This window comes from Pseudomonas sp. GNP013 (genome assembly GCF_054343995.1).
The window spans coordinates 2621608-2641405 of sequence record NZ_JBTGUT010000001.1; the positions used below are offsets into that span (position 1 = coordinate 2621608).

The following is a 19798-nucleotide window of genomic DNA, read 5'->3' on the forward strand; positions in this document are numbered from 1 at the left end:
GTTCAGTCCATCAAGGCAGCGGAAGGTGTGGCAGCGGCGGTGTCGGGCCAGTGCGCCACGAGCAGGTCAAGGGCTTCGCGGGCAATGCCGGGGGCCAGGCGAAACCCCGCACCGCTGCCGGCACCGGCAAATACCAGGTGTTGCTCGGGGTGGTAGCTGACCTGCGACTCGCCGCTGGGGCTGTAGCTGTCGCAGAACACCCGGCCACCGCGGCAACGCGCCACCAGGTCGGGCAGGTAGTGCGCCAGGGTGCGGGTGGCGACCTGCACGTCGTGGGCGTTGATTTCCAGCGCGTGTTTGCGTGGCGCCACGTCCCACTCGTCGCAACGAAAGCTGAACAGCCACTGGTTACGCGCCGGCAACGGCATCAGGTAAGCGTCCGATTGCGGCAGGAACAGCGCCGCGGCATCCGCCGGTGGCCGGCCGTCGATATGCAGGGCCACCACCTTCTTCACGCGCAGGCCATGCTCGGCCGCAATCGCGGCAAAGGGCGACTCGCTGACCCACGGCCCGGTGGCCATCAGGGTGCGTTGCGCCAGCACGCGGGAGCCGTCGCTGAGGCGGATGCCGGTGCGGGTGATGGCCTCTACGCCGACCCCTTCGAGGCACTGCACATTCGCACTGGCCAGGCTGTGGCTGATCAGCAGGCGCGCCACCAGCGGCGGCTCGTAGCTTTCCGCCGTGCCGCCGCTGGACAGGCATTCGTCGGCGCCCAGGTTCAGCGCGGCGCCCAGACGTTCGCCGAGGGCCTGCAGCGACACATCGGCCGGCAGCACGGGCGCCTCGACCACGGCGCGCTGGATATCGGCAGTGAACCCGTGATGGGCCAGCCAGTACACCGGCGCCTGGGTGGTGCGAAGGCCCAGCCGGTCACGCAACGCGCGATACAGCCCGGCGCTCTCCCCGGCCAGGCGCCGCTCACGCTCGGACTTGCCGGTGGCCAGCAGCACGCCCGCCGAATGCGCGGTGGCGCCGTCGCCGACGCGGTAGCGGTCAATCAGCAGGATCCGCCAGTGCGGGTAACGCTGTACGGCGTGGTGCAGGGCCCAGGCGCCGATAATGCCGCCGCCGACAATCACCAGGTCGAAATCAACTTGCCGACTCATGCCCACCACACCGAAAACACCTGGGCCTGGGTGGTGCTGTTATTGCGCACAAAATGCGGGCGCCACGGCTCGAAATACACGCTGCCGCCATTTTTTACCGCGTGCCAGGTGCCGTCGTAATACACCTCCAGATCGGCGCCGCTGATAAACCAGATTTCATTCACCGCGTGTTTGTCTTCTTCGGTACCGCAGCCGGGCTCGATGGTGAAGCGCGAGGACTGGATCGGCGCGTTGGTCAGCCGGCCGGAAAAGTGGTGCAGGTACAGGTGCACGCCTTGCAGCGCAACGGGCTCCTCGGTTTCGCGAATCACCGGGGCGTTGCCGTTGGGGGGAAGTGTGATGGGTTCCATGGCGGGACTCCTGGGTCTAGTGGGCGACGGCGGCGAGGCGATCGAAACACCCATCGCTGACGTCCTCGAAGGCAGCGCTGGCGCCCCACTGGACGCATGCTTCAGGCTCGTCCAGGTCGTAGAGGGGCTGGCCGCTGACGCTGTTGATGATGTGCGCGCAACGCCAGGGGATCAGGCCCAGGTTCGGGTCGGCGATGCCTTTCTGGCTGCGCGCGGCGTTTTGCACATAGAGCGCCGAACCCTGCGGGCCGTCCCATTGCACCGAGTAGTCGGGGTTGAACACGTACTCGCCGTTGCGCCGGGCAATGCGCGGTTCGAGCGCTTCCAGGCACGCCGGCATCTGGTAGGCGTAGCCGGTGCACAGCACGGCGACGTCGGCGTTCAGTTCCTCACGGGCCTGGCTGTGCCCGTGCAGCAGCGCCAGGCTCCAGTGCTGCGCTCGGGGCTGCACGGCGGTGAGCTCGCGACCTGGCAGCAGGCGGACCTGACAGGGGTGATGCAGCACATGCTTGAGTTCGTACAGGCGCCGATAGATCGACTGCAACAGCGATTGCGAGATGCCGTCGCTGGCCAGCTTTTGCTCGGCCAGCAGCGGTTGGCGCACGGCCTCGGGCTGCGCGAAGAAATGATCGCTGTACTGCGGGGTGTACAGCTCGTTGGTAAACGGTGACTCGTCCAGCGGCGCGAAATTCCAGCGCCGCGACACCCAGGTCACGCTGGCCGGCAGTGCGCTGGTGTCGGACAGCAGGTGCTGGATGATCTCGGCGCCGGTCTGGCCGCCGCCGATCACCACCACGCGTTTGTCCTTGAGCGAACGCTTGCGGGTCATGTACTGCGAGGCATGAAACAGCGTGTCGCCCAGGTGCGCCTGCGCAAACGCCGGCACCGACGGTTGTTGCCCGGTGCCCAGCACCAGGTTGCGCGCCGGCTGCATCCAGGTATCGCCCTTGAGCATGAACAGGCCGTTTTCGAAGGTCACCGAACGCACGTCGCGGTTGAACTGCAGGTTGGGCAACTGGCTGCACGCCCAGCGGTAGTACTGGTTGAATTCGCGGCGCAGCACTTGATCGAAATTGGCGTTGATGAAGCTCAGCAGTTGCTTTTTCTTCGACAGGTAGGCCAGGAAGGACAGCGGGTTGGAGGGGTCGACCAGGCTGACCAGGTCCTTGAGGTAATGCACCTGCAACCTGGCTTCGGGCACCATCATGCCGGGATGCCACTGGAACTCGCTGCTGCGCTCGAAGAAGGCCGAGCTGATGCCCGCATGGGGCCGGGCCAGTGCCGCCAGGCTCAGGTTGGCCGGACCGATGCCGATTCCCGCCATGTCTACCACTGCGGCTGCAGAGAGCACACTCATGATCACTATCCCTATTGATGATGTTTTCAGATGCAGCAACGCCTCGCGATGATCACGAAGGCGTGCCGGGCGTTGGCTGTTACGGGTGATGCCGTTACAAGTGGTGGTGCATCAACTTTCCACGGTCTGCACAAGCGGGGCCTTGAGCATCAGCAGACACAGCAGCATGGCCAGCAGCGACAGGCCGATCGCGACGCCGACCGCGACCTCGATGGCGTCGTCCAGCGGCTGCACCGAGGTGAGCAAGGCGCCGAAGATCGCCACACCAAAGGCCGAGCCGCTTTGCCGGCTGGCGTTCAGGGTGCCGGCGGCGACGCCGGCCTTGGCACGGTCGACCACGCTCATCAATACGGCGGTGGCGGCCGGGGTGATGATCCCCGCGCCGAAACCGACTGCCGGATAGCACAGCGCGATACGCCAGTACGGCGCGTCACCGGCCAGGGCAAACAGGCCGATAAAGCCCAGGGTGTACAAGCCGAAACCTGCCACCAGCACGGCACGTGGGCCGTAGGCACGGGTCAGGCGACCGCAGGTGAAACTGCCGAGGGTGACCATGGCGGTCAGCGGTAAAAAGGCCAGCCCGGTTTCCAAAGGTGACCAGCCGCGATGGGTCTGGAAATACAGGCTCAACAGGAAGAACAGCCCGTAGAACACCAGGGCCGAGGCCATCGACAGGAAGGTCGCGCCGCAAAAGGTCGGATTGCGGAAATACTGCAGCGGCAGCATCGGGTCCTTGTGACGGCTTTCGGTGACCAGGAACACACACCAGGCGATGCACGCGACGAACACGCCCGCATAGACCCATTCGGAATTCCAGCCCAGCCTGGCGCCCTCGATCAACACGGCCACCGAGGAGCCCAGCGCGATAATCGCCGCGATTTGCCCGGTAACGTCCAGGTGTCGGTTGGGCGCCAGTGGCGCAGCGTGCGGGATGCGCGAGGTGAGCCATACGCCGATCAAGGCAATCGGTACGTTGATCAGGAAGATGCTGCGCCAACCGAACAGTTCGATCAGCACCCCGCCCACCAAAGGCCCGGCGGCCATGGCGATGCCGCCGCAGCCAGCCCACACGCCAATGGCGCTGGCGCGCTGATGGGACTGCGGGTAGGCGCTGTTGATCAGCATCAACGAGCACGGCACCAGCAACGCCGCGCCCAGCCCCTGCAGCACACGGGCGCCGACCAGCTCCGGCAGGTCGGTGGCCAGGCCGCACAGCGCAGATGCCAGGGCGAACAGGCCAAGGCCCAGGGCGTAGATTTTTTTCGCGCCGAAGCGGTCGCCGAGCAGGCCGCCGGTGAGCAGCAGGCTGGCGAATGTGAGGGTGTAGGCGTTGATCACCCATTGCAGCCCGGTGATGTCCGAACCGAAGGTGGTGGAGATGGACTCCAGCGCCACGTTGACGATCGAGGTGTCGAGGATGACGACCACGTAGCTGAGGCTGGTGGCGATCAGTACCTGTCGTTGATAGCGCGTGCTGAGTTCCATGGCTGCGTGTGTCCCTGGCGACATAATTGCGGCGTGACTATAAGCAGCTTTGTCCGATAAACGCTTCGAGGCGTGTCGAAGTGTTGGTGTTTGTGTCATCCTCGGCCCTGATATCACCCGGCACAGCGCGGAGTTCAAGGGAATGACCCAACCTAAAATTTCATCCATCGCCTACCTGATCGCCGAACCGGTGCGCGCCGTGATCCTGATCACCCTCGCCGACGGCAGTGCGCTGTCGGCCAGTGCCTTGGCCGATGCGGCCGGCGTGACGCCGCAGACTGCCAGCTCGCACCTGGCCAAATTGCTCGACGGCGGCCTGCTCACCGTTGAAACCAAGGGCCGCAATCGCTTCTATCAGCTGGCTGGTCCCGACGTTTCCCATGTCCTGGAAAGCCTGGCCGCGGTGTCCCCGCAAACCAGTTCGTGGCGCAGCCTGCCCAACCGCGCGGCCCATGACCTGCGCTTCGCACGTTGCTGTTATGACCATTTGGCCGGTCAGGTCGGTGTGGCCGTGACCCAGGGCATGCTGGAGCGCGGCTATATCCTGGAGCGCAACGAGCGCGAATACGTGCTGAGCCTGCGCGGCATCGAATGGCTGCAATCGCTGAACCCGGAAAGCGGCGAACCGTGCTTTCAGGACCACGTGCAGGCCCGGCGTTGCCTGGACTGGACCGAGCGCGAGCACCATATTGCCGGCCCGCTCGGCAGCCATCTGCTGGATACCTTTACCCAACTGGGCTGGCTGCGTCGGCAGGCGGGCACCCGCGCCGTGTTTGTCACCGTGGCCGGCTGGCGTGCGCTCAAGACCCACCTGGGGATTGAGCACCTGCGCCATCTCGAAGCGCCGCTGCGCGTCCTGACCACGGCCTGATCCTCAAGCGGGTTGCGCGGTGAACAGCCCCTCGATGTCCACGATACGCCGCTCCTGCGCCGCCCCGCTCTGCTGCCAGGCCGGGATCGCGTTGATGCGCGCGTACCAGGCCGCCACATGGGGATACTCAAGGAACGGCGCCTGGGTGCGCGGGATATGGCTCAGCGGCGCCGCCAGGTCGATATCGGCCAGGGTCAGGGCGTCGCCGACCATGAATGCACGGGTGCGCAGATGCTCGTCGAGCACCGCCGTGTAGCGATGGATCGCGTGCAGTGCCTCGGCCACCAGGGTAGGGTTTTCGGCATGGCCCTTGAGGCGTTCCATAAAGCGCTGCTCGATCAGCACCGTGGGCCCGCGACGAAAATGTTCGGCGGCCCAGAACATCCACTTGAGGGTTTCGTACTTCGCCTTGCCCTCGGGCAGCAGTGCAGAACCGCTCTGCTCGGCCAGATAGATCATGATGGCCGAGGCCTCGAACAGCACCACATCGCCGTCAACGAAGGTCGGGATGCTGCCGTTGGGGTTAAGGGCCAGGTATTCCGGCGTGCGGTTCTGGCCGCTGAACAGGTCGAGGAAGACGAATTCAACGTCCAGCCCCAGGTAAGCGGCGGTGGTCAGCACCCGCCGGGTGTTGCTTGAGCCTCGGTCGCCATACACTTTCATGCCACTGCCTCACTTGCCTGTTCGTCGCTGAAGGCCGGGTGCTCGCTGAGCATCAGTGCCACCTCGGCAGCCTGGCGCACCGACTGGTACACCGAGTTGACCATCGGCGCCGCCAGGTAGGACGCCACGCCCAGCAGCCAGATGTTGTCCGGCCGGTCGGCACCCGGCAGGCTGACCTGCAATTGCGCAGAGACCGCCGGAGGGATGCAGGGCGCGCCAGATGACACCTGCAACTCAAGGCCATCAGGCGTGGCATGGAACTGTTGTTTGTGAAAACCACTGGCACACACCACGGCGTCGACCGCGTGGCTGTTGCCATGGTCATCATGGGCGAGCCAACGGCCCTGCCACTCAAGCCGGGTGGGCACATGCGCGGCCAGTTGCAGGCGGCCTTCGTCGATCCACTGCGACAGGGTGACGGCGGTTTGCAGGGGCACCGCGAACAGATAGCGCCCCACCGCTTCCCAGCAGTTTTGCAGCGCGGCCGTACGCACCGCCGCAGGGGCGGCGCGCAGTTTCAGGTCCGCCAGGTCCATGCAGTGCACCAGCAGGTTTTGCCAATCGGTCGCGCCACAGCTGGCCAGGGCGATTTCACCGCGCAGGCGTTGAGCCGCATCGCGACTGCGATCAATCTGTTCGCGCAGCGGGCGCCCATTGATGGCCTTGGCCGCCTTTGCGAGCAGGCGCAGCAGATGCCAGTACAGCCTGGGGCTTTCCAGGTCGAGCCGGGCAAATCGCGCCTCATCCAGCGCAACCGCGCTGCGCCGTGGCGTGGCCGTGCGCACGCCGGGCAAGCGCCCGGAGGGTGAAGCCATCAACACGCGATGCCCCGCGCCGCACAGCAGCAGTGCGCTGTCGACAGCAGACAGACGGCTGCCGAGCACCAGCACCCGCGACGGTTTATGCAAGTGCTGCAACCAGGCGCCGGTGGGGTACGGCGTGGTGAAAATACCCGGCGTGCCCACATGCGCTGCGACCTGCGGCGGCACACAGGGCGCCGCGCTGCCGGTGCACACCAGCACCGCCGAGGCGTAAAGCTCGGCGCCATTGTCCAGCTGCAATTGATAGCGACCAGGCGCAACCGGCTTGATACGGCGCACCGTCGCGCGCACCACCCGATGCTCGATGCCCTGAGCCTCGGCGAGGTCGCGATACTCCGAGTAGCGTTGCTTGAGGTAGCCCGACACCCAGGCCCTGGGCACGAAACCGTCCTCACTGGCGGCAATGCCCTGGGCGTTCAGGTAACGCTGGAAGTCCTGCGGGTCATCGTCGAGCACCGACATCGTCTGCACCGAGGTGTTGCACAACAGCCCCTGCTCGGCAGCGGTAAAGGCGATCGAATCGGCGAGTCCCTGGGGATCGATCAGGTCGATACGCCGCGCCTTCCCCGTGCGCACCAGCGCAATAAAGGCCGCAACGCCGGTGACCGAGCCGCCGATAATGGCGACCGCACGACTGAAGCTCACAACGCCCGCGCCAGCAAGCGCACGCCGTACCAGCCCCAGTACACACGGTGGTAGGTGATCAGGCCATTTTCGATTTCCATCATTTCCATCAAATCGACCTGCTCGCCCTTGGGCGTCTTGCGCGGGTATTCCCAGGTCAGGTTGCGCCCGTTGATGAAGGCCTTGTCGCTGCGATACCACTCGGCGAGGTCGCTGGGGAACTTGCGTTTGCTGTCTTCCATGAAGCGCTGGATGGTGGCGCGTCCTTCCAGCACGCCGCTGCCGTGATCGGGGTAGATGGCCAGCACCAGCGGCGTTTCGAATACTGCGTTTTCGGCATAGAGCGCGGCGGTGGCGGCCAGGTCGCCGGCACAGACGGTGGAGTGCCAGGATTCGTAGATATCCAGCAGGCCAGGGTCGATGGACGAAGTCATGGCGGTTTCCTTGGGTGGCAGCGCTGGGCTGAGAGAGCCTGTGACTATAGGGAATTGGTGAGGGGGGATGCTTCGGGCTGGGTCGAAGTGTGGTGGCTGGGTGGCTGGCTGGCTGGTGGGGTACATATCCGTTGCTGCGGTTATGGCGGGTATGGGTTCCGCCCTTACGGCGGGTCACTTTTGGAAAAGAGCCCCAAAAGTAACCAAAAGGGCTCTTGCCCCAACACTCGGCACCTCGCCTGGGCTCGGTGTGCCCTCACTCCGGCTTTGGAGCGTGGGCCGCCGCGATGGGCCATCCTTGGCCCAGCGCGGCTAACCCGGCGTCCTGCCGGGTTGCCCACGCTCCAAAGCCTGCGTTCGGCCAGCGTGTTTGACGGGGCGCCTCAGATCAAAAGCAAAAGCGCGGCGGCCTTAGAGCCGACCGGGGTTGTCTGCCGTACGCTGTAAAATGTGGGAGGGGGCTTGCTCCCGATGGCTGAGTTTCAGTCAGCTTATTTTTAGCTGACCCACTGCTATCGGGAGCAAGCCCCCTCCCACATGTGATCTCCATGGATCAGATACAACACCGTCTGCTTTTGATCTGCTTTGTTTTGCTTTGCTTTGGCTTTTGATCTTGATCTCAAGCGCCCCGTCAACCACGCTGGCCGCACGCAGGCTTGAATCCGTGGGTAACCCGGCAGGACGCCGGGTTAGCCGCACTGGGCCAAGGATGGCCCATTGCGGCGGCCCACGGATTCAAGCCTGCGTGCGGGCACACCGAGCCCAGGCGAGGTGCCGAGTGGTGGGGCAAGAGCCCTTTTGGTTACTTTTGGGGCTCTTTTCCAAAAGTGAGCCGCCGTAAGGGCGGAACCGCCAGTAGCCATCCCCCAATAACGGCTATACACCCAAACGGCTATACACCCAATCACTCCCCCCCAGAAGCAGTAACCCCATCCCACCCCCCACCCAGCGCCGCAATCAACTGCACACTCGCCACCAAACGCGTCTGCAGCAACGTCAACACCGTCCGCTCATTACTCAATGCGGTCGCCTGCACCGTCACCACATCCAGATACGCAATCAACCCTGCCTTGTACTGGTTCTGCGTCAACCGCAACGACTCACGCGCGGCGTCCAGCGCTTCGTTGCTGACCACCGCCTCGTCTTCCAGCACCTTGAGCTGCACCATGTAGTTTTCCACTTCACGGAACCCATCCAGCACCGTCTGGCGGTACTTGGCCACGGTCTCGTCGTAGGAGGCCACCGTGCGGTCGACCTCGGCCGAGCGCTGGCCGCCGTCGAACAGGGTCATCGCAAGCTTGGGCCCCACCGACCAGAAGCGGTTCGGCAGGCTGATCCAGTCGGCATAGGTACTGCTGGTATACCCGCCCGCCAGGCTCAGGCTCAAGTCCGGGTAGTAGGCGGCCTTGGCCACGCCGATATTGGCATTGGCGGCGATCACCGAGCGTTCGGCCGATGCGATGTCCGGGCGGCGTTCGAGCAGTTGCGAAGGCAGGCTCAGCGGGATTTGCGGCAACGCGGGAATGTCCTTGCTCACCGCCAGGTTGAAGTTGGCCGGGGCCTCGCCAACCAGCACGGCGATGGCGTTTTCCAGTTGCGCGCGCTGCCAGATCAGGTCAATCAGGCTGGCCTGGGTGGTCTTGAGCTGGGTTTGCGCCTGAGCGACCGCGTCCTTGCCGGAAATGCCGGCGCGGTATTGGTTTTCGGTCATCTGCAGCGAACGCTGATAGGTGTCCAGCGTGGCTTGCAACAAGCGCGTCTGTTCATCCATCACGCGCAATTGCAGGTAGCTCTGCACTAGCTCCGACTGTTGGCTCAGGCGCATCGCCGCGAGATCCGCAGCGCTGGCTTCGGCGCTGGCCTCGTTGGCTTCCAGGCCTCGGCGCAACTTGCCCCACACGTCCGCCTCCCAGCTCACGCCCAACTGCGCGTTAAGGGTGTCGCGGATACCGCTGCTGGAACTGCTCAGGCTCGCGTTGCTGCTGCCGGTGCCCTGGCTTGCGCGGGTCTTGCCGACGCTCAGGTCGACGCTGGGGTAAAACGCGCCACGGGCGCTGCGCACCAGCGACTGGGCCTGACGGAAACGTGCTTCGGCCTGGGCCACGGTCTGGTTGGAGGTGTTCAGACGCGTCACCAGGTCATTCAATTGGCGGTCGCCGTACAGCTCCCACCAGGCACCACGGGCCAGGGAGTCGCTCGGCGTGGCCTGGCGCCAGCCCTGGGCTTCCTTGAACTGCGCCGGCTCGATCACCTCCGGGCGTTTGTAATCGGGGCCAATGGCACACGCGCTGAGCAACAGGCCGCACAGCAATAGGCTCGCCACGCGGGACCCACGGAACATGGCGCATTGGGCAAACGTTGAATCGGTCATAGCACAGAGTCCAGGGCAGCATCGGTACGCACGCCACGCCAGGCGTTGAAACGGTGGCGTGCGCGGTCGAGATAGAGGTAGACCACCGGGGTGGTGTAAAGGGTCAGGACCTGGCTGAACACCAGGCCGCCGATGATGGTCAGGCCCAGCGGATGGCGCATTTCCGCACCGTCGCCGCTGCCCAGCAACAAGGGCAAGGCGCCGAGGATGGCCGCCAGGGTGGTCATCAGAATTGGCCGCAGACGCAGCAGGCAGGCGCTGCGAATCGATTCCAGCGGGCCCAGGCCGTCGTTGCGCTCCAGTTGCAACGCCAGGTCGATCATCAAAATCGCGTTTTTCTTCACCACGCCGATCAGCAGGAACAGCCCGAGCAGGGAGATCAGGCTGAACTCGCCGCCTGTCAGGTAGATGGCGAGCATGGCGCCGACCCCGGCCGACGGCAGCGTCGAAAGAATCGTCAGCGGGTGAATGTAGCTCTCGTACAAAATACCCAGCACCAGGTACACCGCCACCAGCGCGCCGAGGATCATGAACGGCTGGCCTTTCTGCGTCGCGGCAAAGGCGTCGGCGGTGCCGGCCATCTTGGCGATCACGTCCTCGGGCAAGCCGACCTTGGCAATCGCCCGTTCGATCGCGGCCGTGCCCTGCTCCACCGTGACCCCGGGGGCCATGTCGAAGGCAATGTTTTCCGAAGCGAACTGGCCCTCGTGGCTGACCCGGTCATTGGCCAGGCTGTTTTCGTAATGGGCAATGGTCGACAACGGCACCCGTGCGCCATCGGCGGTGATCACCTGCATCTGGTTGAGGGTGATCGGGTCCTGGGCATATTTGGGGTTGACCTCCATCACCACCTGATACTGATTGAGGCTGTCATAGATGGTGGAAATCTGCCGCTGGCTGTAGGCGTTGTTGAGCACCGCCGTGACCATGTCCATGTCGATGCCCAGGCGCTTGGCCTGGTCACGGTCGACAATCAGCGTGACCTGCGCCGCCCCCCGGCCCTCCCGTGCATCGATGGCGGTCAGCTCCGGCAACGTACGAAAGGCGGCGACCACTTTCGGGTACCACAGCCGCAGCGCGGCAAGATCGCCACTTTGCAGGATGTAGGAATATTGCGCGCTGGTCTGGTCACGACCGCCGCCAAATTGCAGGTCCTGGTCGGCCATCAGGAACAGGCGCCCGCCCGGCACCAGCGGCACGTCCTTGCGCAGGCGCTCGATCACCGCCTGGGCAGACACCTTGCGCTCGGCAATCGGCTTGAGGCGTACCAGCATCACCGCGTTGTTGGTGCCGTTGTTGCCGCCGATAAAGCCGGCCACGCTGAGCACCGCCGGGTCCTTGAGCACCGCCTTGCGGAAGGTCTCCATCTTCGGCTGCATCACGCTGAACGACAGGCCGTCGTCACCGCGCACGAAGCCGATCAACTGGCCGGTGTCCTGCTGAGGCATGAAGGTCTTGGGCACCACCACATACAGCGCGACGTTCACGCCGATGGTCAGCAGCAGGCTGAGCAATGTCAGGCGCCGATGGCGCAGCACCCAGTCCAGGCTGATGGCATAGCCGGCCACCATGCGGTCGTTGACCTTCTGGCTCCAGCGCTGCAGCCCGGTCATGCGGCCCTTGACCTGGGGCTTGAGCCAACGTGCGCAGAGCATCGGGGTCAGGGTCAGCGAGACGATCAGCGACACAATGATCGCCGCCGACAGGGTGATCGAGAACTCACGAAACAGGCTGGTGACGATGCCGCCCATGAACAGGATGGAAAGGAACACCGCCACCAGCGACACGTTCATCGACAGCAAGGTAAAGCCCACTTCCTGAGCGCCCAGATACGCTGCCTTCATCGGCGGCACACCGTCGTCGATATGCCGGGAGATGTTCTCCAGCACCACGATGGCATCGTCCACCACCAGGCCGGTGGCGAGGATCAACGCCATCAGCGAAAAATTGTTCAGCGAGAACCCATACAGGTACATCACCGCGAAGGTGCCCACCAGCGACACCGGCACCGCCAGGGTCGGGATCAGCGACGCGCGGAAATTGCCGAGAAACAGGTACACCACCAGGATCACCAGGCCCACCGCGATCAGCAGGGTCATCTCGGCTTCATGCAGGGTGGCGGTGATCACCGGTGAGCGGTCCATGGCCAGGCTGAGCTTGACGCTGGACGGCAACACCGCCTGCAACGCCGGCAACTGCGCCTTGATCTGCCTGACCGTTTCGATGATGTTGGCGCCGGACTGGCGGTTGATCACCAGCAGCACCGCCGAATCGTTGTTGAAGAAGCCACTGTTGTAGCGGTCTTCGACGCCGTCGGTGATCTTCGCCACGTCCGACAGGCGCAGGGCCGCGCCATTCTGGTAGCGAATCAGCAGCGGCTCGTAGTCCTTGGCTTTTTCCAACTGGTCGTTGGCCTGGATCTGCCAGTTGCGCTGGCTGTCTTCCAGCGAGCCCTTGGGCCGGCGCTGGTTGGCATTGGCGATGGTGTTACGCACATCGTCCAGGGCCACGCCGTACTGGTCGAGGGCCTTGGGTTGCAGTTCGATGCGCACCGCCGGCAGCGAACTGCCGCCGATCTGCACTTCGCCCACGCCGGGCACCTGGGACAGGCTTTGCGAGAGGATGGTCGAGGCCAGGTCGTAGAGCTGCCCCTTCTGCAACACGTCCGAGGTCAGCGACAGCACCATGACCGGCGCCTGGGACGGGTTGATCTTCTTGTAGGTGGGCATGCTGCGCATGCCGCTGGGCAGCAGGTTGCGCGACGCGTTGATGGCGGCCTGCACCTCCCTTGCCGCGCCGTTGATATCGCGGTCGGAGTCGAACGCCAAAATCACCCGGGTGGAGCCCTGGCTGGACGAACTGCTCATGGTGGTGATGCCGGCAATCGAGCCGAAGGAGCGCTCCAGCGGCGTGGCCACGGTGGACGCCATCACTTCGGGGCTGGCCCCGGGCAGGCTGGCCGACACCACGATCACCGGGAAGTCGATCTGCGGCAAGGGCGACACCGGCAGCAGGTTGAAGCTGACACCGCCCAGCAGCATGATCGCCAGGCTCAGCAGCAGCGTGGCGACCGGCCGGCGAATGAAAGGTCCGGACAGGTTCATGGCTCAACCGGCTCCAGGCGTTGCGGTTCTTTGCGCCAACGCCGTCCCAGACGATCGAAGTACAGGTAGATCACCGGTGTGGTGAACAGCGTCAACACCTGGCTCACCAGCAGGCCGCCGACCATCACCAGGCCCAGGGGCTGGCGCAACTCGGCGCCGGAACCGCTGGCGAGCATCAGCGGCACCGCACCGAACAGCGCGGCCAGGGTGGTCATCAGGATCGGCCGGAAACGCAGCAGCGCCGCCTGATAGATCGCCGTCTGCGGGTCAAGGCCCTGGTTGCGTTCGGCGTCGAGGGCGAAGTCGATCATCATGATCGCGTTCTTCTTCACGATACCGATCAGCAAAATGATGCCGATAATCGCGATCATGCCCAGGTCATTACCGCTGAGCAGCAAGGCGAGCAACGCGCCCACCGCTGCCGAGGGCAGGGTCGAGAGGATGGTGATCGGGTGGATATAGCTCTCGTACAACACGCCAAGCACGATGTACATGGTGACCACCGCCGCCAGGATCAGCAGCAGGGTGCTCGACAGCGAAGCCTCGAACGCCTGGGCCGCGCCCTGGAACTGGGTCTGCACGCCCACCGGCATGCCGATGTCCTTCTGCGTCTGGTTGATCAGCTCCACGCCTTTGCCCAGCGCAACGCCCGGGGCCAGGTTGAACGACATCATCACCGCCGGGAACTGACCGATGTGCGCAATCGCCAACTGCGCCTGGCGCTGTTCCACGCGGGCCAGGCTCGACAGCCGCACCTGGCCGCCATCGGTGGTTTTCACGTGGATCTGATTCAGCGCCTCCGGGCCGAGGGTTTCGCCCGACTGGGCCTGCAATACCACACGGTACTGGCTGGCCTGGGTGTAGATGGTCGAGATCTGCCGCTGGCCGAAGGCGTCGTACAGCGCATCGGTAATGGTCGACACGCTGACCCCCAGGCGCGAGGCCGCATCGCGGTCGATCACCAGATACACCTGCAGGCCCTTGTCCTGCAGGTCGCTGGCGACGTCGGTCAACTCCGGCAACTGACTGAGGGCCTGCACCAGCTTGCCGCTCCACAGCGCCAGCAGCTCGGCGTCCGGGGACGACATGCTGAACTGGTATTGGGTGCGACTGACGCGGTCTTCGATGGTCAGGTCCTGCACCGGTTGCATGAACAGGCGAATGCCCACCAGCTTGTCGATCTGCGGTTGCAGGCGTGCGATCACCTCGGTCGCGCTCAGGTCACGTGCGGCGTGGGGCTTAAGGTTGATCAGCAAACGGCCACTGTTGAGCGTGGCGTTGTCACCGTCCACGCCGATATAGGACGACAGGCTTTCTACGGAGGGGTCGGCCAGGATGATTTTGGCCAGTTCCTGTTGGCGCTGGCTCATGGCGGCAAACGAAATCGACTGCGGCGCCTCGGAAACACCCTGGATCACCCCGGTGTCCTGCACCGGGAAAAAGCCCTTGGGCACCACCAGGTACAGCACCACGGTGAGGCCCAGGGTCGCGATGGCCACCAGCAGGGTCAGCGGCTGGTGCCTGAGCACCCATTGCAGCATGCGCGCGTAGCCGTTGATCAGCCAATCGATCCAGGCGCCGCTGGCCTTGTAGAAGCGGCTTTGCTCCGCTTCCTCGGGCTCGCGCTTGAGCAAGCGCGCGCACATCATCGGCGTGAGGGTGAGCGAGACCACCAGGGAGATCAGGATTGCCACCGCCAGGGTGATGGCGAACTCGCGAAACAGCCGCCCCACCACATCAGCCATGAACAGCAGCGGAATCAACACGGCGATCAGCGACAGCGTCAGGGAAATCAGGGTGAAGCCGATCTGCCGCGCGCCCTTGAGCGCTGCCGCCATGGGCGTCTCCCCTTCCTCGATATAGCGCGCGATGTTTTCCAGCATCACGATGGCATCGTCCACCACGAAACCGGTGGCGATGGTCAGGGCCATCAGCGTCAGGTTATTGATGGAGAACCCGGCCAGGTACATCACGCCAAAGGTGCCCACCAGTGAAAGTGGCACGGCGATCGACGGAATAATGGTCGCACTGACCCGGCGCAGGAACAGGAACGTGACCATCACCACCAGGGCAATGGCAATCAGCAATTCGTGCTGCACATCGGTGACCGAGGCGCGAATGGTCTGGGTGCGGTCGGTGAGCACGGCCACATCCAGGCCGGCCGGCAGGTTGTCGGTGATGCTCGGCAGCAGCGCCTTGATGCGGTCGACCACCTCGATGACGTTGGCGCCCGGCTGGCGCTGGATATTGAGCAGCACAGCCTGGTTTTCATTGGCCCAGGCGGCAAGGCGTTCGTTTTCGGCGCCGTCGACGATCTGCGCCACATCCTTGAGACGCAACGGCGCGCCATTGTTGTAGGCGAGGATCAGCTCGGCGTATTGCTGGGGCGAGACCAGTTGATCGTTGGCGTCGAGCATCGACACCCGCGTGGGACCGTCGAAGTTACCCTTGGGCTGGTTAACGTTGGACGCGGCGATCAGGGTGCGCACGTCCGACAGGTTCAGGCCGTTGGCTGCCAGGGCCTCGGGGTTGACCTTGATGCGCACGGCCTGACGCTGGCCGCCGGCGATGCTGACCATGCCGACACCGCTGATCTGCGCGATCTTTTGCGCCATGCGGGTGTCGACCAGGTCATTGAGCTTGGGCAGCAGCATGGTTTTGGAGGTGATTGCCAGGGTCAGCACCGGGGTGTCCGCCGGGTTGACCTTGTTGTACACCGGCGGCGCCGGCAGGTCCTTGGGCAACAGGTTGGTGGCGGCGTTGATGGCGGCCTGCACCTGTTGCTCGGCGACGTCCATGTTGATGTCGAGGTTGAAGCGCAGGGTCAGCACCGAGGCGCCGCCGGAGCTGGTCGACGCCATCTGCGTAAGGCCGGGCATTTGCCCGAACTGGCGCTCAAGCGGCGCGGTGACCGCGCTGGTCATTACATCGGGGCTGGCGCCGGGGTACAGGGTCATCACCCGGATCGTCGGGTAATCCACCTGGGGCAACGCCGATACCGGCAGCAGCCGGTACGCGATGATGCCGGCCAGGACAATGGCCAGCATGCTCAGCGTGGTGGCGACCGGGCGAAGAATAAACAGCCGCGACAGGTTCATGAACCGACCTTTTGCGCCTTGCCGGCGTTTACGCCGCTCTCGGTTTTGGCCGCAGGTTTGCCTTGCAGGTGTTCGGTCGGGGTGGTGGGCACTTCGGCACTGTCGTTGACCACTTCGATTTCGCTGCCGTCCTTGAGCCGGTCGGTGCCTTCCATGACCACGCGGTCGCCAGCCTTCAGGCCCTCTTTGATCACGGTGTTGTCGCCGTCGGTATCGCCGACTACCAGCGGCTGAACCTTGACCTTCCGGTCGCCATCGAGCACGTAGACGAAGGTGCCGTTGTTGCCGAACTGGATCGCGGCGGACGGCGCCAGCACCACGTCACGCAGGGTATCGGCCAGCAGGTGCACGTTGACGAACTGGTTGGGAAACAGTGCCTGATCCTTGTTATCGAAGCGTGCCTTGAATTTCAGGGTGCCGGTGGTGACGTCGATCTGGTTGTCCAGGCTTTGCAGTACGCCGACGGCCTGTTTCTTCGCGTCGCCACGGTCCCAGGCCTCAACCGGCAGTTTGTTGCCGGCGTGGTAACGGGCGAGCACGGTGTCCAGGGTGTTTTCCGGCAGGGTAAAAGCCACGCTGATCGGCTGGGTCTGGGTGATCACGGCCAGGGCGGTCGTGTCGTTGGCGGCGACGAGGTTGCCGACGTCCAGCTGACGCAGGCCAACGCGGCCGGCAATCGGTGCGCGGATTTTGGTGAATTCGAGATTGAGCTTCGCGTCATCCACCGCGCCCTGGTTGGTCTTGACCGTGCCCTGGTATTGCAGGACCAGCGCTTCGGCGGTGTCCAGCGTCTGCTTGGCGATGCTGTCCTGCTTGTACAGGTCGCGATAACGCTGCACGTCAACCTGGGCGTTCTTCAACTGCGCCTGGTTCTGCAGCAGCGTGCCCTGGGCCTGGAGCAAGGCGTTCTGGTAGCTGCGCGGATCGATTTCCGCCAGCAGGTCGCCAGCCTTGACCATCTGCCCCTCTTCAAAGGCGATCTTGACCAGCTCCCCACCGACCCGGCTGCGTACATTGATGGTGTTGAGCGCGGTGACCGTACCCAACGCCTTGTAGTACACCGGGAACTCCCCCAGCACCGCCGGCGCCACACGCACCGGCACCGGCCCGGTGGACCCGCCGAAGCCCGGGCGGGCCATGCCGGTTTTGCCGGTGTGCCCCGCCGCCGCGTCCTTGTGGGCGCTACTGCCGGGCCAGAATTTCCAGCACAGGCCGGCGATAACCAGCAGCACAAGCAGGCCGAACAGCCAGCGGCGGGAGTTGCGGGGGGAGGATTGCATGGAGTGATCAACCATTGGGCGCGAGAGCTTCTTCTTTGGGAGGCTGAAAGATAAGCACTGGGGCAGTTTAAGAAAAGCGCCTTTACCGGCTATTTACCTTGGGCTTACAGGTTTCAACCGTTGCAGCTTAGTTCAAATGCTATTTCGCTAAGCCGCTGAAGCTCAAATAAAAACGGCCTGGACGAGGCCAGGCCGCAAGCATGTATCAGGCGTATTACTGCAAGATCGCAGTAATGTACCGAAACAGTTACTTCAAAACAGCCAGGGCGGCTTCGTAGTTTGGCTCCTGGCCAATTTCAGCCACCAGCTCGCTGTGCAGCACTGTGTCGTTTTCGTCCAGCACTACCACGGCGCGGGCGGTCAGGCTGCGCAGTGGGCCGTCGGTGATATCGACACCGTAGTCCTGGGAGAAGGCAGCGCTGCGGAAATCCGACAGGCTTTTTACGTTTTCCAGGCCTTCGGAACCGCAGAAACGCGCCTGGGCGAACGGCAGGTCGGAGGAAATGCACAGCACCACGGTGTTGCTCAGCTCGTTGGCCTGGGCATTGAACTTGCGCACCGAGGTGGCGCAGGTCGGGGTATCGACGCTTGGGAAGATATTCAACACTTTGCGCTTGCCGGCGAAGGAAGCCAGGGTGGCCTCCGACAGGTCACCGGCGGTCAGGGTAAAGTCGGGAGCCTGGGAACCGGCCTGTGGCAGTTCGCCTTCAACCTGGACAGGGTTACCTTTGAGAGTGACTTGAGCCATGAACGAAATCCTTATACGGGTTTGATGAAACGAATTCGAGAGGCCGAAGTTAACCACAAAGTGCCGCCGCTACCTACCCCGCAGGCAAATTGTCATCACCCCGGGTTGTGGTTTAATTGCACGCTTTTTGCCCGCCCCTTTTCAGGAACCCGCCCTTGATAAATCAGCCCTCCACCAAAGTCCTGGTTATTGGTTACGTCTGGCCGGAACCCCGTTCCTCGGCTGCAGGCGGGCATATGATGCAGATTCTTGAGACGTTTCTCACCCAAGGTTGGGACATTACCTTTAGCAGTCCGGCCGCACTCGGCGAGCATAAGGCCGACTTGTCGACGCTGGGCATCGCCGAATGCGCCATCGAACTCAATAACAGCAGTTTCGATGAGTTTATCCGTGAGCTGGCCCCGGATATCGTGCTGTTCGACCGTTTCATGATGGAAGAGCAATTCGGCTGGCGCGTGGAAAAGTGCTGCCCCGGCGCGCTGCGCGTGCTGGAAACCTCGGACCTGCAAAGCCTGCGCGACGCACGTCACCAGCGTTTCAAGGAGCACGCAAAAGCGCATTCCGACAGTGACGACTTCACTGCTCTGTTCGCCCCTGCGCTGAGGGACGAATTCCAGCGCATGGCTGACACGGACCTCGCCAAACGCGAAATCGCTGCCATTTATCGCTGCGATATCAGCCTGATGATTTCCGACGTGGAAATCCGCCTGCTCACCGAGCAATTCAAGGTGCCAGCCGCCCTGCTCCACTGGTGCCCGCTGATGATGCCGCCGCCCACCGCCGCCTTTGCGCCCTTTGAAGACCGCGCGCATTTTCTCAGCATCGGCAACTTTCGCCACGCCCCCAACTGGGATGCCGTGCTGTGGATGAAGAGCAGCATCTGGCCGCTGATCCGCCAGCAACTGCCGGGCGTCCAATTGCACATCTATGGCGCTTACACACCGCCCAAGGCCACTGCCCTGCACAACCCGGCGCAGGGTTTTCATGTGCTGAACTGGGCCGAAGATGCGCTGCAGGTGATGAGCGCCGCGCGCATCTGCCTGGCGCCGCTGCGCTTCGGCGCGGGGATAAAAGGCAAACTGGCCGACGCCATGCTGTGTGGCACACCCAACGTCACCACGCCCATCGGTGCCGAAGCCATGGGCGATGAACAGCCCTGGCCCGGCATGATCGAACACCGAGCCCAGGCGCTCGCCGCCGCCGCCGTCGCCCTTTATCAGGACCGTGAGCGCTGGACCCAGGCCCAGGAACAGGGTCGCCAACTGCTCGCCCGCCGCTATGACCAACGCATCCACGGCCCGGCGCTGGTGCAATGCCTGGAAAACTGCCGCATCCACCTCGCCAGCCACCGCCGCAACAACTTCACCGGCAGCATGCTGCGTCACCATGCCCACAAGAGCACGCAGTACATGTCGCAGTGGATCGAGGCAAAAAACCGCGCCCTATGAGGCCGGCGCTGGCGAGGTGGTGCTTGAGGAGGCATTAT

Annotated in this window: 14 protein-coding genes; 2 read left to right on the forward strand and 12 right to left on the reverse strand. The window is 63.9% G+C overall.

The annotated features are described in order from the left end of the window. Positions 1 to 2: 2 nt before the first annotated feature. From ACXX81_RS11470 to ACXX81_RS11485, 4 genes are all read right to left on the reverse strand, one after another. Positions 3 to 1106 (reverse strand): NAD(P)/FAD-dependent oxidoreductase, encoded by a 1104-nt coding sequence (locus ACXX81_RS11470; RefSeq protein ID WP_458571704.1) that lies wholly within the window; start codon positions 1104 to 1106, stop codon positions 3 to 5. Then, entirely contained in the window at positions 1103 to 1456 is a 354-nt protein-coding gene (locus ACXX81_RS11475) for a cupin domain-containing protein (RefSeq protein ID WP_057008863.1), read from the reverse strand. Before ACXX81_RS11475 ends, ACXX81_RS11470 begins: the two co-directional genes overlap by 4 nt. A 16-nt stretch (positions 1457 to 1472) precedes the next feature. Further along, entirely contained in the window at positions 1473 to 2813 is a 1341-nt protein-coding gene (locus ACXX81_RS11480; protein WP_231423704.1) for a lysine N(6)-hydroxylase/L-ornithine N(5)-oxygenase family protein, read from the reverse strand. 111 nt (positions 2814 to 2924) lie between these two features. Beyond that, positions 2925 to 4298 (reverse strand): MFS transporter, encoded by a 1374-nt coding sequence (locus tag ACXX81_RS11485; protein WP_458571705.1) that lies wholly within the window; start codon positions 4296 to 4298, stop codon positions 2925 to 2927. A 142-nt stretch (positions 4299 to 4440) separates the two neighbouring features. On the opposite strand from ACXX81_RS11485, the gene ACXX81_RS11490 reads away from it, so the two are divergent. Continuing rightward, positions 4441 to 5169 carry an ArsR/SmtB family transcription factor gene (locus ACXX81_RS11490; protein ID WP_458571706.1) on the forward strand — a complete coding sequence of 243 codons (729 nt, stop codon included), beginning with the start codon at positions 4441 to 4443 and terminating at the stop codon, positions 5167 to 5169. A gap of 3 nt (positions 5170 to 5172) precedes the next feature. Here ACXX81_RS11490 and ACXX81_RS11495 read toward each other — a convergent pair whose 3' ends face one another. The 8 genes from ACXX81_RS11495 to tpx all read right to left on the reverse strand — a co-directional run bounded on the left by ACXX81_RS11495 (position 5173) and on the right by tpx (position 18312). Then, a complete protein-coding gene (locus ACXX81_RS11495) occupies positions 5173 to 5832 on the reverse strand; it encodes a glutathione S-transferase family protein (RefSeq protein ID WP_458571707.1) in 660 nt (219 codons plus the stop codon). Further along, on the reverse strand, positions 5829 to 7298 hold the full coding sequence (locus ACXX81_RS11500) for an FAD/NAD(P)-binding protein (RefSeq protein ID WP_458571708.1): 1470 nt from the start codon (positions 7296 to 7298) through the stop codon (positions 5829 to 5831). Before ACXX81_RS11500 ends, ACXX81_RS11495 begins: the two co-directional genes overlap by 4 nt. After that, the gene (locus tag ACXX81_RS11505) at positions 7295 to 7711 is read right to left on the reverse strand and encodes a nuclear transport factor 2 family protein (RefSeq protein ID WP_209981500.1); all 417 of its coding nucleotides are present in this window, start codon (positions 7709 to 7711) and stop codon (positions 7295 to 7297) included. Before ACXX81_RS11505 ends, ACXX81_RS11500 begins: the two co-directional genes overlap by 4 nt. Before the next feature lie 904 nt (positions 7712 to 8615). Beyond that, complete coding sequence (locus ACXX81_RS11510; protein ID WP_209981498.1) at positions 8616 to 10082, reverse strand: efflux transporter outer membrane subunit; 1467 nt, start codon at positions 10080 to 10082, stop codon at positions 8616 to 8618. Beyond that, complete coding sequence (locus ACXX81_RS11515; protein WP_458571709.1) at positions 10079 to 13186, reverse strand: efflux RND transporter permease subunit; 3108 nt, start codon at positions 13184 to 13186, stop codon at positions 10079 to 10081. The genes ACXX81_RS11510 and ACXX81_RS11515 overlap by 4 nt, the downstream gene beginning before the upstream one ends. Continuing rightward, positions 13183 to 16284 carry an MdtB/MuxB family multidrug efflux RND transporter permease subunit gene (locus ACXX81_RS11520; protein WP_231423828.1) on the reverse strand — a complete coding sequence of 1034 codons (3102 nt, stop codon included), beginning with the start codon at positions 16282 to 16284 and terminating at the stop codon, positions 13183 to 13185. Before ACXX81_RS11520 ends, ACXX81_RS11515 begins: the two co-directional genes overlap by 4 nt. Continuing rightward, the gene (locus ACXX81_RS11525) at positions 16281 to 17579 is read right to left on the reverse strand and encodes an MdtA/MuxA family multidrug efflux RND transporter periplasmic adaptor subunit (RefSeq protein WP_322213435.1); all 1299 of its coding nucleotides are present in this window, start codon (positions 17577 to 17579) and stop codon (positions 16281 to 16283) included. The genes ACXX81_RS11520 and ACXX81_RS11525 overlap by 4 nt, the downstream gene beginning before the upstream one ends. 232 nt (positions 17580 to 17811) lie before the next feature. After that, the gene (tpx, locus tag ACXX81_RS11530; protein ID WP_458571710.1) at positions 17812 to 18312 is read right to left on the reverse strand and encodes a thiol peroxidase; all 501 of its coding nucleotides are present in this window, start codon (positions 18310 to 18312) and stop codon (positions 17812 to 17814) included. 158 nt (positions 18313 to 18470) lie between these two features. Here tpx and ACXX81_RS11535 point away from each other — a divergent pair, with 158 nt between their 5' ends. Continuing rightward, positions 18471 to 19760, forward strand: a complete 1290-nt coding sequence (locus tag ACXX81_RS11535; RefSeq protein ID WP_458572582.1) for a glycosyltransferase — start codon at positions 18471 to 18473, stop codon at positions 19758 to 19760. The last annotated feature ends 38 nt before the right edge of the window (positions 19761 to 19798 follow it).